This is a genomic window from Halobacterium sp. MBLA0001, from assembly GCF_049705385.1.
GTDB classification, from domain to species: Archaea; Halobacteriota; Halobacteria; order Halobacteriales; family Halobacteriaceae; genus Halobacterium; species Halobacterium salinarum.
In genome coordinates, this window is record NZ_JBNAMQ010000007.1 from 193,866 (window position 1) to 208,468 (window position 14,603).

Here is a 14,603-nt window from a genome sequence, read left to right on the forward strand (position 1 = left end):
GTTTGGGAGCGCCCGGACTACGCCGTCTCGGGGTCGTCCTGGTAACGCCCCCGGCCCTCGACGGCGCGCAGCTGGTCGAGCACGCGCCCGCTGGCGGCGGCCTCCTCGTAGGCGTCCTCGAAGGCCGCAACGAGGGCGTCGGCGTCGGGGGCGGTGCCGACGAGGCTCTGCTCGAAGACGTGGCAGTCCATGGCGTAGTCCTCGACGGCGTCGGTGTAATACCCCAGCCCGAAGTCGATGAGGAACGTGCGCTCGGCGCCGACGCGCACGTTGCGCGTGGTCGGGTCGCCGTGCACGAACCCGCCGTCGTGGATGGTCGCGAGATGCCGGCCGACGGCGCGAACGCGGGCGGGCGAGAGCGCGTCCCGGAGGTCGGCGTTCCCGACGTGCTGGAGCGTGATCGTCGCCGCGGGCACGTCGACGTCGCGGACGAGCGGCGTCGGAACGCCCTGCCGGCGGGCGTCGCTGGTCAGTCTGGCCTCCAGGACGGTGCGGTCTCGGCGCAGGCGGTCGTCGAGGCGGTCGTGACGGTAGGCCTTCGGCGCGCGCTCCTTGATCACGGCGTCGTCGGCGAACGTGACGGTGGCTTCGGCGCCCTGGCGCACGGCGTCGGCCCCCGGGTCGCGTGCCGGCGACTCGGGGTCGCGCCACGTCACCGACACCTCGTCGGGGCGGAACTGGGAGTTGATCGCGGAGTCGGCCACGGGGATCGTCGCCCCGGCGGCCGCCATCTTCGCGCCGAGCACCGCGATCATGCCCGCGTTGTCCCGCAGGAACCGCGGCTCGGGCGCGTGAAACGACGCCCCGCGGGCCGCACACATCGCTTCGAGCATCCCCCGCAGCCGGTCGTTCTGGCCGACGCCGCCGCCCAACACGAGTTCGTCCCGGCCGGTGAGCGCGAGCGCGCGCTCCGCGACCTCGGTCAGCATCGCGAACATGGTCTCCTCCAACCCCCGGCAGACGTCGGCCACCGGCACGCCGTCGTCGACGGCGTCTTTGGCGGCGCTCATGATCCCGGAAAACGAGAAGTCCATGCCCTTCACCACGTAGGGCAACGCGGTGTACTCGCCGTCCCGGGCGTGCGTTTCGACTTTCGGCCCGCCGGGGTGCTGCCAGCCGACGTGGCGCGTGAACTTGTCGATGGCGTTCCCGACGCCGGTGTCCATCGTCTCCCCGAGCACGCGATACCGGCCGTTGCGGTACGCCAACACGTGGGCGTTCGCGCCGCTTGCGTTCAGGCAGACGGGCTGCTGGAACCCAGACTGGTGGCGGCCGATTTCGAGGTGCGCAACCATGTGGTTGACGCCCACGAGGGGCACGTCGAGAGCCTGAGCGAGCGCGCGCGCCGCCGATCCGACGATGCGCAGACACGGCCCCAGGCCCGGCCCGCGGGAGAACGCGACCGCGTCGATGTCGCCGTCGGCCGCCCCGAGCACCGTCTCGATGACTGCGGGGATCGCCTCCCGCATGTGTTCGGCGGCCTCGCGGGGATGAATGCCGCCGCTGTCGGGCTGGTACGCGTCGGATTCGATGACGACAGAATCAGCAGCAGCGTCGGCGTCGTACAGCGCCGCGCTCGCACACCACGCTGTCCCTTCGACGCCGAGCACGCGCATCTATACCGTTACTCCCACTCGGTGTACCCGCAGCGCCCACACACCTGGCGGTCGTCGTGGGCCGCGAGGAACGTGTCCCCGCAGCGCGGGCACATCTCCTTGTCCGTCGTGCCGTCGTCGCTGTAGTAGTCACCGCGCGCCATTTTACTCGGCCTCCTCGGCGTCGGCGTCGTCGGCGCCGATCTTGTTTCGTTCGAGCATGTGATCGTGTTCGACCTCGGCGGCCTGGGCCGGCGAGTCGTACACCTTCGCCCGGCCACGCGTCTTCCGCATGCCGAACTTCGTGTCGAGCTCGTGCACGACGACTTCCTCGGAGTCTTTGTCGAGCTTCGCCGCGAGACTGTCGCGCACGGACAGCCGCGACGGAGTGGCGTCGTCGTGCACGATCTTGAACTGGACGTCCGTCCGGTGAAGCAGGGGATTGTCCTCCTGCCCCAGAATCTCGATTTCCATGGTCAGTTAACACGTACTTGCGCGGGAAATCTGTAAAAGCATTTCGAACGCCGCATCAGTCCACGAGTCGCCAGAACGCCGCCGTCGTCTCCAGGCGGTCGGCGCGCTCGCGCATCTCCGCGCGCCCCGCGTCGGTCACGGGCACCCGCACCATTCCCTCGCCGGGCTGGCCGTACACCACGGTGGCGTCGGCGGGCGCCGCCAGCACTGCGGGGACAACAGCGAGATCCTCCTCGCCGTCGACGGACACCACGGTGGCGTCGGCGTCCGCGATGGCGTCGACGAGCGCGCGCACCAGCGACACCGACACCGTCCCCGGCTCGCTGGCCACGGTGAGATCCGGCTCCGGGATCGCGTCCCGAACGGCGGGCCGAACGGCGTCACGCTCGGTGCGCCCGTCGACGACCGCCACGGCCGGCGTCTGCCCGGCATCGACGAGGTGGTACGTCACCACGTCACCGACCGCAATGATCGGGGGCGTGGCGTCCGCCAGCAGCGCCGCCGCGTCCGTGTACACGGGCCCGATGGGGGATTTGAACGCGTCCCGAGCGTCGGCCGGCAGCGTCGCCGCTGCGTCCGTCTCCGACACCGTCCTCACCGAACCTTCAGCGCGAACTCGCCGGCCTCATGCACTTCCATCTTGTCCGCGATCTCCGAGGTGTCGGGGTGGGTGATCACCACGTAGCCCGCCCAGTCCTCGGTGAGACTGTTCGACGAGCAGTACGGACACATCTCCTCGTCGGGCTCGACGATCCGGTGGCAGTCGTGGCACGCGAGGCGATTCGACGCCATCTACTCGCCCTCGCTTGCCGCGTCGGCCTGCTCGCGGTCGGCCTGCAGCCAGCCGTGCTTTCCGAGGCCGGGCTGTTTCGCTGTCAGGCCGATCTTCGACTCCCGGGGGTTGCGCTCGTCGATGCTCTTCGTGACGATGCGCGCCCGCACCGAATCACCCGTTCCGAGCACCTGATTCGACTCCCGGGACGCCAGCTGCTGGTTCTCCTCGTCGAACGCGAGGTATTCGTCGCTGATCTGGGAGACGTGCAACAGCCCGTCGACCGGGCCGATGCCGACGAACGCCCCGAAGCTGACGACTTCGACGACCTCGCCGTCGACGACCTCCTGCATCTCGGGCTCGAACGTCACCGCGTCGAACTCCGCCTCGTAGTAGACGCCCGGACGGTTCGGCAACACCGCGCCCTCACCGAGGTCGTGGACCTCAGTGACGGTGACGATGCTGCCGACGTCTTCGTCCATGCGTCCTTCGAGTTTGTCCTGTAGTAGCCGCTTCACCAGGTCCGGACCGACAGCCCCGAGATACTCGGGGGGGACCTCTATCGTGTCTTTCAGCCGTGCTCGCTTGTACATCTTCTATGGTCGAGTGATGGTGAGTTGCGTCCGGCCCCGTAAATGAATTACCGGTGTGCCCGCGTCGAGCACGCGCTCTTTCAGGGGGCCGTCGTTCGTCACGACCGCGTCCACGTCCTCACTCACCGCAAGCGCGTGGAGCGCGTCGTCCGCATACGATACGTCTGTCCGGAGCGTGCCACACCGGTCGGTCGCCAGATCCACGCCGACGCTGGCCGCCGACGCCGTCTCTCCCGCGCCCGCCGCGAGCGCCACGAGCTCGTCGTGGACCGCCTGGGGGACAACGGCGTCGTAGTCGCCGAGCAGCCGGTCGAGCTCCTCGAAGAGCCGGAGCGGCTGCGTGGCCGGCAACAACAACGCGTTGGTGTCGATGGCGACCGCCTGCATGCGTCTACTCGGACTCCGTCAGCGTCCCGACGCCGATGAGTCGCCAGCGCGCGCCGACGCGACGGTTGATCGCGATCTTCGCGCCGGCGGGCGCACAGACGGGCCGCTTGAGTGCGACCTCGCACTCGCCGTCGCGCGCGCTCGTCACCGAGCCGACAGTGGTGGCGGTGCCGACCGTGAGCATCAGCGGCTCACCCGTCGAGATGTCGTCGATCTGCTCGCCGTCGGCCGCGCCGACGAGCCGCTCGAGCAGATCCACGTCCATCTCGAAGGACTCCCACGTCGGCGGCAGGCTGCCGGGCGGCCCGGCGACCTGGCCGGCGAGCGCGTCGCCTTTCGTCAGGCTCGGGTCGAGGCCCGTGCCCACGCCCAGGAGGCCACCGGGGCTGGCGCTGTCGACGTCCTCGCCGCCGGCCTGGAGGCTGCGGACGTCCGTGGTGACCGGCCGCCACTCCGTCTTCCCGCCTTCCTCGACCTCGCGGCCGGGGCGGAGTTCGAGTTCGTCGCCGGCTTCCAGTTCGCCGTCCACGAGGCTGCCGCCGATGACGCCGCCGAGGAGGCCGCCCCACTCGGTTCCGGGGCGGTTGATGTCGAACGATCGCGCGGCGTACAGCAGGGGATCGGCGCTCGGGTCGCGGTCGGGGGTCGCGATCTCCGTCTGGAGGGCGTCGATAACGAGATCGACGTTGATCTCCTGTTCGGCGGAGACCGGGACGACCGGCGCGTCCTCCGCGACGGTCCCCTCGACGAACGCCTGGATCTCCTCGTAGTTCTGTCGGGCCTCCTCGGCGTCGACGAGGTCGACTTTGTTCTGTGCGATGACGATGTTCTCGATGCCGATGATGTCCAGCGCCATGAGGTGCTCCTCGGTCTGGGGCTGGGGCACCGGCTCGTTGGCACCGACGACGAGCACCGCGCCGTCCATCAGTGCGGCGCCCGACAGCATCGTCGCCATCAGCGTCTCGTGGCCGGGGGCGTCAACGAACGAGACTGTGCGCTCGATTTCGGTGGCGGTGTCGTGCTCGGGGCACGTCTCCGCGACCGTGTAACACTCCGGTTCGTCGCAGTCAGGGCACCGACGCAGCGTGGCGTCGGCGTACCCGAGGCGGATGGAGATCCCGCGTTTCATCTCCTCGGAGTGCTGGTCAGTCCACTCACCGCTGAGTGCGCGGACCAGGGTCGTCTTGCCGTGGTCGACGTGGCCGACCAGTCCGATGTTCACCTCCGGTTGACGGTGTTCGTCTGCCATGTTCACAGAGTAATCTTGCGTGAATTTCGCCCCGAGCGACTGATAAACCTACTGTTACGGAGTCGTCGCCGGAACCCCATGGGCAACGGTTTCCCGAACGGGTGCCGTACGCGGGGGTAGCCGTGCGAGAGTACGCCTTCGAACTGCGGCTGTGCGCGCACCTCGAAGCCGACGGAGTGCCCGGCGTGGGGGAGGCGGGCGTCGTCGCCCGGCAACTCGGGACGAGCGTGCACGCCGCCGGCGGGCGCATCGTGGACGCCGTCTGCGTGCTGCCGGGGCCGGCGTTCGACGCCCGGATGGCGCTCACCAGCGACACCATCCCGCGTGCGGTGCTCGACGCGCCCGTCCCCGTCGGGACGTACGAACGCGTGACACGGGTGTTCGACGGCCCGCCGGAGCGCGCGCGAGCGGTCGCCGACGCGGGCGCCGAAACCGGGTTCCTGGACGTGACACGCCGGGACGGCCAGCAGGTCGTCCGCCAGCCCACACGCTACCCGGAGTGGATCGGCGGCCTGGTCGGCGTGGAGAACAAACCCGACCTGGAGCGGCCGGGCGGCCTGTCCCGCCAGCTGCGCCACGACGCCAGCCTCGGCGTGCTCGACTACGCCGTGGTGGCGACCGAATCACACGTCACTGGCGCGCACCTGAACCGGCTGCCCGACGCGGTGGGGGTGTGGCGCGTGGATTTCGACCGCGAGCGACCGATCCGGATCGTCCGGGAGCCCGAGCGCCTCGACGCCGCCGGCCCGGGCCTGGAGGTGCTCGACGAGCACGCGGCGCGCACCGACGTGCGGCCCGTGAGTGGCGCGGCGAAGGCGCGCCAGCGGCGACAGATCGCCGAGCGCGCGCACGGCAAGGGGTGGCGGACGTTCGACCTGCCGGCCTGCGCCCGTGCGTCGACCGGCGACGGCGGTGTCACACTGCCGTACTGCGAGCACTTCGGTCGGGTGGTCGACCCGGCACGCGAGTGTGGCACCGACTGTCCGGGGTTCGCCGACGCGGATCCGCCGGCGGTCGCCCTCGACGCCGAGCGTGAGCGCCGAACGCGCTGGGAGCGCGACGCCGGTGGCCGCCACCGGCAGGCCGGCCTCGACCAGTTCTGAGCCGGTCAGAGGCGGATCGTCTCGCCGTCGACCGCGATCTCGTCGGCGAACGCTTCCTCGACGGGGTAGTAGTGGGCGGCGTGGACGACCCGCGTCCGGTCGGCGTCGAGGTCGTCGCCGAGCGCGAGCGCGCCCTCTCTGGTCATGTGTTTCGTGCCGAACGTCCGTGGGACGCCGTCGGCGTCGGGATGGCGGCCGCCTTTCGGGTGGTGGTGGGTGAGGTGTGCCGGCACGATGCCGTCGGCCACCAGCAGGTCGGGGTCGCGCATCGCGTCCCGGGACGCCTCGGGGATCGCGTACGTGGTGTCCCCGGAGACCGCGAGTTTCGCGCCGGCGCGCTCGACGACGACCCCGTAGCAGAGCAGGGGCGGGTGGTCGACCGGAACCAGCGTGACGTCGAAGCCGGCGGCCGCAAACGAGCGGCGTGGGGCGACGCCACGGAGGGCGATGCTGTCGAGGTAGTCGTACTTCCCGGCGACCGTCTCGGCGACCGACTCGCCGGTGGTGGGGTCGGTGTCGGTGGCGGCGTACACTGGGAGGTCGTCGAACAGCCGGTAGGCGTTCCCGAGGCCGTCGAGGTGGTCGAAGTGCACGTGCGTGACGACGCCCGCGTCGGGCAGCGACGGGGCGTCCGTGCGGAGGAACTGGGCGCGGAAGTCCGGGCTGAAATCGATCAGCAACGCGTCCCCGGACGCCTCGTCGGCGACGTGAACCGAAAACCGGGTGCGTTCGACGCCGCGCTCGCGGGCGGCCTGACAGGTCGCGCAGTCACAGCCCGGCGTCGGCGTGCCCGTGGTGTCACCGGTCCCCAGCAGCGTCACCTTCATTCCGGATTGGGAGCTGGATGGTCGTCGTGGGTGTGGTCGCTGTGGGTGTCGTCGAGGGCGTCTTCGAGGGTGTCGAGGTTGCGGAGGTGGTCGCGGTCCTCGAACTCAGAGATGGCGGCCATGAGGTCGTCCTGTGTGAGTTCCGTGCGGTCCTCGACGAGCGCGTCGAGGACGGCTTCCCGGAGCACCAGCCGGAGGTCGCTGCCGGTGAGGCCACTGGTTTCGGCGGCGAGCGCGGCGGGGTCGAAGTCGGCGATGTCCACCTCGCTGGTGACCAGCGAGATGATGTCCGCGCGCATCCCCTCGTCGGGCCGCGGGAACGAGAGGATCTCGTCGAAGCGCCGCCACGCCGCCGCGTCGAGCTCGTCGGGGTGGTTGGTCGCGCCGATGAGCAACACGTCATCGGTGACGAGGCTGATCTCGTCGATGGACTTCAGCAGCGTGTTGACCGCGCGCTTGATGGCGTTGTGCTCGTCGCCGGTCCGCGTGGTGGCGACGAAGTCGAACTCGTCCATGAAGAGGATGCACGGCGACAGCCGTTTGGCCACCTCGAAGACTTTCTCGACGTTTTTCGCGGTTTCGCCGAGATACTGGCTGGTGATCATCGAGAGTTTGACCTCGACGAACGGCAGGTCGAGTTGGTGGGCGAGCCCGCGGGCGGTCGAGGTTTTCCCGGTGCCGGGCGGCCCCACGAACAGCAGCTTTCCGACCTCGTTGAGGCCGATCGTCGCCAGGTAGTCGCGGTGCTCGATGGCCTTCGCGACCTTCGACATCTCCGCTTCCTGGTCGTCGGTGAGCACGATGTCGTCGAGGGACACCGTGAGTTCCGCCGGCGACCGCACGTCCACGAGGTCGAGCATCTCCTCGTCGTCCTCGTCGAAATACTCCTCGAGCAGCCCGTCGATCCACTGCGGGTCGGCCTGAACCGGCCGGTTGGCGTCGCGGGCGGTCTCGTAGTCGACGCCGAACTCGTCGCCGAACACGAACGCCAACACGGGGTTGGCGCTGATGCGGTCGGCGGCCGCGCGGTCGACGAACCAGTCGATCGCCATGTCGTCGTCGACCAGCGTGATGCTGCCGGCGAACGCGTCCCGGTCGGTGAACATGAGCTCGGACACCGCCTCCCAGGGGTCGGCGATGCCGGTGGCGTCGCGGGTTGCGTCCTCGGTGGTTTGTGGCGGTCGGGGGACGCCGTCGTCCCCCCAGAGCGCGATCCGGTGCGCCGGTGGCAGGTCGTTCTCGTCTAAGTCCTGGTGGCGGTCGTAGACGCGGGCCGTCAGCAGGAACTCCACGACATCGAGAGCCTCGGTCACTACCCAAGAACTACCGTCGCATCCCGTTTAAGCGCGTCGCAGTCGGGCCGAGATGTGGGGGCCGCGCGGTCACTGCTGGGCGGCCGGGACCGCGGTCGTGTCGACGTATATCACGAGCGTGTTGTGGCCGTCCGTGAGATACCGGGGGTAGGTGTGGCGCTCGTAGTGGCTGTTGTCCGCGGCCGCGAGCAGCGCCGCGAAGTCGTCTTCTTCGCTGACCACCGAGATGACGACCGGCGGCAGCGTGTCGGGGACCTCGGCGGCGGTCTGGACGGTGGTTGCGTTCGCGCCCACCTGTGAGAGATACCAGGGGAACGGCAGGCGGTCGTGCCACCCCGACGGCGGGCCGGTGGTGAGGTTGAACGTGCCGTCGCCGGCGTCGCTGAATTCGAGGCCGTCGTCGGCGGTGTCGTTGCTGTCACCGTAGTACAGCACGTCGAGGCCGCTCGTGGCGGTGGCGGCCCGCTGGATGTCGTCGATGGTGGGCTGCATGGTGCCGCCGGGCTGGGCGTACTGCACGAGCGGGTTGCTGGGGGACTGTGGGTGTGCGTAGGTGGTTTCGGCGGCGACGGCACCCATACCGGCGGCCGAAACGACGAGCACGGTGACCGCGAGCCGGACGGCGGCGGTGTCGCCGGCCGCGGCGCCGCGGCGGCCGTATCTGACGACGGCACCGACGCCGACGGCCGCCGGGATGGCGAGCGGGACGAGGGCGTTGACCGCCGTCCAGGCGGCGGCGATGTCCACGACCGCGGGGTATCCGAGCACCGAGAACACGCCCCAGTAGAACGCGAACGACACCAGCGGGCGTGGCGTCTCGGTTGCGTAACGGTTCGCGAGGTAGCCGACGACTGCGGCGACGGAGACGACGGTCCCGCAGGCGACCAGCACGCTCAGGTCGTGGCTGAGGAACGCGACGTAGGAGTGGGCGACCGTGCTCGTGGACGCCCAGAGGGCGGCGAACTCGTGGTAGGTGCCGATCGTCGCGGCTTCGAGGACGGCGGGCGCGCGGCCGGGCTGCTCGAAGAGGCGGTAGAGGTCGGGCTTGGGCGCGTAAAACGAGACGACGATGACGGCGGCGGTCAGCGCGCTGCCGGCGAGTGCGGCCTTCGCGCGCCAGGCGCGGTGGCGGATGCGGGCGGCGGCGCGACGGGCGACGGCGAGCCGGCTGGTGTCGGTCGCGCCCGCGACGGCCATGCGGTCGTCGGTCACGAGCGCGAGCGCGCCGAGCCAACAGAGCGGATACAGCAGGCTGTTCTCCTTGGTGGTGAACGCCAGCGCGAACGGGATGGCGCTGGCATAGAGGTATCGCGCACGATGAGTGTCCAGGAACCGAACGAACAGCCCGACGGCGGTGAACATGAACCCCGCGAGCAGGAGGTCGTTGCGCATGAACCGCGAGTAGTACAGCACCACCGGGTTGGCCGCGAGCAACACCGCCAGCGCGCCGACTTCGACGTCCGAGAGGCGGGTCCGGTAGAGCCACGCCGTCAGCGGGAGGAGGCCGCCGACGACCGCGACCACCAGTCGCATGGTGAAGTCGGTCGCGCCGAACACGTCGAAGACCACGCCGTTGACGTGTGGGAGGAACGGCCCGTGGATGATGGGGCGGTACTGCCACGCCCCGAGGTCCATGTACTGCAGGGTCCAGTCGGCGACCCGGGCTTCGTCCTGGTGGGCGACCCGCCAGCCCAGCGCCCACAGGCGGGCGAGGAGAGCGGCGGCTGTGACGGCCACGACGGCGGCCGCGACGCGGGGGGACGAGTCGTCGCGGGAGCGACGCATGTACACGCGGTTGCGGGGACGGGAGTAAACGCTTTCTGGATGCGGGCTGCGGGATCGCGGCCAGTAAACCGCTGGCTGGATGTCGGCCGTTGTGGGAGCTTTAAGGAGCGGGGCGCGCTCGCGTTTGGTATGGCAGCCACCACCACTCCGGTCATCGCTGCGGCCTACCGCACCCCACAGGGAAAGGACGGCGGCGTGTACGCCGACACGCGCAGCGAGGACCTCTCGGTGACGGTCATCGACCACATCCTCGCCGAGACGGGGTTGACCGGCGACCACATCGACGACCTCCAGTGGGGGGTCGCCCAGCAGCGCACCGAGCAGGACAACAACGTCGCGCGCGTCATCGCGTTGCTCTCCGAGCTCGGTGAGAACGTGCCGGCGGCGTCGATCAACCGCTGGTGTGCGTCCTCCATGGAGGCCATCATGCGGGCCGCGGACGCGGTGCGGGCGGGCCAGCGGGACGCCATCATCGCGGGCGGCGTCGAGAACATGAGCCGGGTGCCGATGGACGGCGACTCGTACGCCCACCTGCATCCGGGGCTGAGCGAGCAGTACAACGTCCCCGAACTCGAGATGGGGATGACCGCCGAGGAGGTCGCCGAGCGCCACGGCATCACACGCGCCGAGCAGGACGAGTACGCCCTCCAGAGCCAGCGGCGGGCAGCCGAGGCGACCGACGCCGGGCGCTTCGACGACGAGATCGTGCCCGTACAGACGGACAGCGGCCTCGTCGAGGAGGACGAGGGCATCCGCCCGGACACCACGCTGGAGGCGCTCGGGGAGCTCCCCACGGTGTTCAAAAGCGACGGGTCGGTGACGCCCGGGAACGCCAGCCAGATCTCCGACGGGGCGGCGGCGACGCTCGTGACGAGCGAGGCGTTCGCGCGCGACCACGGCCTCGACGTGCTGGCGCGCGTCGGCGACCACAACGTCGCGGGCGTCAACCCCGAAGTGATGGGGATCGGGCCGGTGCCGGCAACCCGCGGCCTGCTCGACCGCACCGGCGAGGACATCGACGAGTTCGACCTCGTGGAGTTGAACGAGGCGTTCGCCTCCCAGACGCTCTACTCGCGGGACGAACTCGGCATCGACAACGACCGGTTCAACGTCAACGGCGGCGCGATCGCCGTTGGCCACCCGCTCGGTGCCAGCGGCGCGCGCCTCCCGGTCACCCTGATTCACGAGATGAACAAGCGCGACGCCGGGAAGGCGCTGGCGACGCTGTGTGTCGGCTTCGGCCAGGGCGCAGCGATCTCCTTCGAGCGATAACCACCCGGTGCGGTGGCGTGGTGGACCGAAACCACGAAACTGATACCACCGTCCCGTGTTCGTCCGGGTAATGACCTCCGTCGGCATCGTCGTCCCGGCCTACGATCCCGACATCGACCGCCTCACGGCGTACCTCGACGCCCTCCGAGAGACGTTCGACCCCGCCGCACTCCGCGTTGAACTGGACGCCGCCGGCCCCGGGGTCGCCGACCGCATTCGGGACGCCGGGGTGACGGTCGCCGAGAGCGCCGGCCGCCGCGGGAAGGGCGCGGCCATCACCGCGGGGTTCGAAGCGCTCGACACCGACGTGGTGGCGTTCGCGGACGCCGACGGCGCGACGCCCGCGGGCTCGCTGGCCGAGGTCGTCGCCCGAGTGACCGACGGGGACGCGGACCTCGCAGTGGGGTCGCGGCGGCATCCGGACGCCACCGTCGAGAGCCACCAGACGGTCGTCCGGCGACTGCTCGGCGACGGGTTCGCGTGGCTCGCGGGCACCCTGCTGGCGGTGGACCTCCACGACTACCAGTGTGGGGCCAAAGCGCTCACCGCCGCGGCCTGGGAGCGCGTCCGCGAGCACCTCTACGAGGCGGGGTTCGCCTGGGACGTGGAACTGGTCGCGGTCGGGGGGGCGCTGGGCTGTCGGGTTGCGGAGGTCCCCATCACGTGGGAGGACCAGCCCGGATCGACGGTGTCGACGGTGCGCGCGCCGGTGGGGCTGCTCGGGGCGCTGGTGCGGGCGCGCCACCGCGCCAAGCGCCTCGGCGACAGCCGCCTGCACGCGGCGCTGGCGGCGCGTGGCAGCGATGATCGTGCGCTGATCGACCGACCGGGCAGCCATGAGTGAGCGCCGCGACCGCATCCGGGCGGCGGTGCCGGCACGGATCAGCGCGCTGGCGTCGCGCGCCCGGTTCGGGAAGTTCGTCTCCGTGGGTGCCGTCGGCGCGGTCGTCGACGTGACGACGCTGCTGGTGTTGACCGAAGCTGCGGGCGTGTGGGCGGCCGCCGCGAACGTCGCCAGCATCGAAGCGGCGATCCTCGTGATGTTCGCGGTGAACGACCGGTGGACGTTCGCGGACGCGGGCAGCGGCTCCGTGGGGCGGCGGCTGGTGCGGTCACACGTCGTGCGGGCGGGCGGGTCGACGCTGCAGTACGCGCTGTTCGTCGGTGTGTTCTACGGGGTCACCGTCGACGCCACCGTCTTCGGGGTTGACTGCTGGCTGATCGCCGTGAAAGGCGGCGCGATCGCGGTGGCGATGCTCGTGAACTACGTCTTCGAGAGCCTGTTCACCTGGCACGTCCAGGAGTGAGCGGGCGCGACTACCCGTCGTCGGGGTGACACCAGTTGAGGGCGTCACGGACCGCCTCCTTGCGGCCGAGGAACGTGAGGTGGTCGCCGTGCTGGATGGTGAACTCGGGGTTGGGAACCTGGTTGTCGCCGTCGCGGCCGGCGAGCGCGATGATGACGCCCCCGGGGAGGTCGTCGTCGAGGTCGGCGATCGTCAGCCCGACGAGCTCCTCGGAGGTGACTTCGACCTCTTGGACGTCGCCGCTGCGGCCGATTTCGGTCATCCAGTTCGAGAGCGCGGGGCGCTCGATGATGTTGTCGATGCCCCAGGCGGTCGCCAGCGACGACGAGACCGTGCTCACGCCGAGGTCTTCGAAGGCGTCGATGTTGTCCGGGTTGTTCGCGCGGGCGATGATGGTGTCGATGTCGAACTTGGAGTCCGCGAGCTGTGCGACCAGGAGGTTGACGTCGTCGTCACCGGTGGCCGCGGTCAGGATCTTGGCGTTCTCGGCGCCGGCCGCCCGGAGTTCGTCGGTGTCGGAGCCGTCGCCGCTGTGAACGGTGTACCCCTGGTTGCGGGCGCGCTCGACGGCTTCGGGGTCGTCTTCGACCAGCACCACGTTCTCCCCGCGGTCTTCGAGGCGTTCGGCGAGCGCGCGACCCACGGTGCCGCCGCCGACGATGATGACTCGCATGGGAATCACGTCGAGCGCCTGGGCGATGTGTCTGGCGAAACCGCCCTCGAAGACGACCGTCAGCAGGATCGTGAGAAACACCGTGCCGACGAGGACGTTTGCGGCCTGGGGCATGCCGTAGCCCTGGAGTTCGACGGCGAACAGGGTCGCGACCGACGCGGGGATGATGCCGCGCGGCCCGACGGCGCTCATGAACACGCGCTCGGCGGACGTGTACCGCGAGCGGGCGGTGGACGCGAACACCGCAAGCGGGCGGATGACAAGCGCCACCAGGACCGCGACCGCAAGCCCCGCGACGCCGAGATCGAGCAGCGTCTGGAAGGACAGCAGCGCCGCCAGCCCGATGAAGACGAACGACAACACGACGAGCGTGACGTCGCCTTTGAACGCCTCGATCTCCTTCTCGTAGGGGAGGTCGGCGTTCCCCAGGAGGACGCCCGCGGTGGCGACGGCGGCGATCCCGGCTTCGCTGTAGAGGGTGTCCGCGGCCCCGTACGCGACGAGCGCGCCGGCGAGCACGACCAGGCGCGCGTTCTGTGGCGCGTTGCCCTTCGAGAGATCGATCCGGCGGAGGATATACCAGACAACGGCGGCGACGACCAGCCCGACGAGGACGCCGGTGCCGAGTCGCGTCACGAAGTCCTGGAGCACCACGTCGACGGAGCGCTGGGGGTTCTCGACGACGCGAAACACGACGATGGCGAGGATGGCGGCGGTCACGTCGTTGACCACGCCCTCGGTTTCGAGGGCGGCGCCGACGCGGTCGCGGACCGGCACCACGCTCAGGATGGGCGTGATGACCGTGGGGCCGGTGGCGACGAGCAGGCTGCCGATGAGGAACGCGACATCCCAGCCGGTCCCGAGCAGAACGCGCACGACGATGGCCGTGCCGAACAGCGCGATGGCTGCGCCGACGGTCACCAGCCGGAGCCACGCGCCGGGGGCTTCGCGGAGCTTCTCCAGTTTGAGGTGGAACGCCCCCTCGAAGACGATGACGGCCACCGAGAGCCCGACGATCCCGGCCAGCGTGTCGATGCCGCCGAACGACGACAGCGTCACGACGCCGAGGACTTCGGGGCCGACGACGATGCCGGCCAGGATGAGGAACAGAACGCTGGGGACTTGGAGCTTGTCGGCGACGACCTGGGAGAGAACGCCGAGTGCGATGATTGTCGCAACGACGGGGATGATTCCGGAGCTCATTGCGCAGCCTCCAGTCGTATCACGTCTTGCTCGTTGTCGCGCGAGCATAA

General features: G+C 70.1%; 16 protein-coding genes. 4 read left to right on the forward strand and 12 right to left on the reverse strand.

What is annotated here, in order from left to right:
• Window positions 1–17 precede the first annotated feature (17 nt).
• Genes ACOZ32_RS02215 through ACOZ32_RS02250 form a run of 8 tightly spaced genes read right to left on the reverse strand, consistent with a single transcriptional unit; the run spans window position 18 to window position 5,070 of the window.
• Window positions 18–1,616: a bifunctional N(6)-L-threonylcarbamoyladenine synthase/serine/threonine protein kinase gene (locus ACOZ32_RS02215; protein WP_424334896.1), complete on the reverse strand. Its 1,599-nt coding sequence runs from the start codon at window positions 1,614–1,616 to the stop codon at window positions 18–20.
• An 8-nt stretch (window positions 1,617–1,624) separates the two neighbouring features.
• A complete protein-coding gene (locus ACOZ32_RS02220; protein WP_010903506.1) occupies window positions 1,625–1,759 on the reverse strand; it encodes a 30S ribosomal protein S27ae in 135 nt (44 codons plus the stop codon).
• Window position 1,760: 1 nt separating this feature from the next.
• Window positions 1,761–2,069 (reverse strand): 30S ribosomal protein S24e, encoded by a 309-nt coding sequence (locus ACOZ32_RS02225; RefSeq protein ID WP_010903507.1) that lies wholly within the window; start codon window positions 2,067–2,069, stop codon window positions 1,761–1,763.
• Window positions 2,070–2,124: 55 nt separating this feature from the next.
• On the reverse strand, window positions 2,125–2,658 hold the full coding sequence (locus ACOZ32_RS02230; RefSeq protein ID WP_012289421.1) for a GTP-dependent dephospho-CoA kinase family protein: 534 nt from the start codon (window positions 2,656–2,658) through the stop codon (window positions 2,125–2,127).
• Between the two features lie 5 nt (window positions 2,659–2,663).
• On the reverse strand, window positions 2,664–2,861 hold the full coding sequence (spt4, locus tag ACOZ32_RS02235; protein WP_010903509.1) for a transcription elongation factor subunit Spt4: 198 nt from the start codon (window positions 2,859–2,861) through the stop codon (window positions 2,664–2,666).
• Window positions 2,862–3,434 (reverse strand): DNA-directed RNA polymerase, encoded by a 573-nt coding sequence (locus ACOZ32_RS02240; RefSeq protein WP_010903510.1) that lies wholly within the window; start codon window positions 3,432–3,434, stop codon window positions 2,862–2,864.
• 3 nt (window positions 3,435–3,437) lie between these two features.
• Entirely contained in the window at window positions 3,438–3,821 is a 384-nt protein-coding gene (locus tag ACOZ32_RS02245) for a hypothetical protein (protein WP_010903511.1), read from the reverse strand.
• Window positions 3,822–3,825: 4 nt separating this feature from the next.
• Window positions 3,826–5,070: a translation initiation factor IF-2 subunit gamma gene (locus ACOZ32_RS02250; protein WP_010903512.1), complete on the reverse strand. Its 1,245-nt coding sequence runs from the start codon at window positions 5,068–5,070 to the stop codon at window positions 3,826–3,828.
• 122 nt (window positions 5,071–5,192) lie between these two features.
• Here ACOZ32_RS02250 and ACOZ32_RS02255 point away from each other — a divergent pair, with 122 nt between their 5' ends.
• Window positions 5,193–6,173, forward strand: a complete 981-nt coding sequence (locus ACOZ32_RS02255) for a DUF5787 family protein (protein WP_424334897.1) — start codon at window positions 5,193–5,195, stop codon at window positions 6,171–6,173.
• 5 nt (window positions 6,174–6,178) lie between these two features.
• Here the strand turns inward: ACOZ32_RS02255 and ACOZ32_RS02260 are convergent, their stop codons facing one another.
• The 3 genes from ACOZ32_RS02260 to ACOZ32_RS02270 form a co-directional block, all read right to left on the reverse strand.
• Window positions 6,179–7,000, reverse strand: a complete 822-nt coding sequence (locus ACOZ32_RS02260; protein ID WP_205251078.1) for an MBL fold metallo-hydrolase — start codon at window positions 6,998–7,000, stop codon at window positions 6,179–6,181.
• Entirely contained in the window at window positions 6,997–8,313 is a 1,317-nt protein-coding gene (locus ACOZ32_RS02265) for an ATP-binding protein (protein WP_012289423.1), read from the reverse strand. The genes ACOZ32_RS02260 and ACOZ32_RS02265 overlap by 4 nt, the downstream gene beginning before the upstream one ends.
• 69 nt (window positions 8,314–8,382) lie before the next feature.
• The gene (locus tag ACOZ32_RS02270) at window positions 8,383–10,098 is read right to left on the reverse strand and encodes a flippase activity-associated protein Agl23 (protein WP_424334898.1); all 1,716 of its coding nucleotides are present in this window, start codon (window positions 10,096–10,098) and stop codon (window positions 8,383–8,385) included.
• 129 nt (window positions 10,099–10,227) lie between these two features.
• On the opposite strand from ACOZ32_RS02270, the gene ACOZ32_RS02275 reads away from it, so the two are divergent.
• From ACOZ32_RS02275 to ACOZ32_RS02285, 3 genes are all read left to right on the forward strand, one after another.
• The gene (locus ACOZ32_RS02275; RefSeq protein ID WP_205251081.1) at window positions 10,228–11,370 is read left to right on the forward strand and encodes a thiolase family protein; all 1,143 of its coding nucleotides are present in this window, start codon (window positions 10,228–10,230) and stop codon (window positions 11,368–11,370) included.
• Window positions 11,371–11,440: 70 nt separating this feature from the next.
• A complete protein-coding gene (locus ACOZ32_RS02280; protein WP_205251082.1) occupies window positions 11,441–12,214 on the forward strand; it encodes a glycosyltransferase in 774 nt (257 codons plus the stop codon).
• The gene (locus ACOZ32_RS02285) at window positions 12,207–12,677 is read left to right on the forward strand and encodes a GtrA family protein (RefSeq protein WP_010903519.1); all 471 of its coding nucleotides are present in this window, start codon (window positions 12,207–12,209) and stop codon (window positions 12,675–12,677) included. The genes ACOZ32_RS02280 and ACOZ32_RS02285 overlap by 8 nt, the downstream gene beginning before the upstream one ends.
• Window positions 12,678–12,687: 10 nt before the next feature.
• Here the strand turns inward: ACOZ32_RS02285 and ACOZ32_RS02290 are convergent, their stop codons facing one another.
• A complete protein-coding gene (locus ACOZ32_RS02290; protein WP_235157481.1) occupies window positions 12,688–14,553 on the reverse strand; it encodes a cation:proton antiporter in 1,866 nt (621 codons plus the stop codon).
• Window positions 14,554–14,603 lie beyond the last annotated feature (50 nt).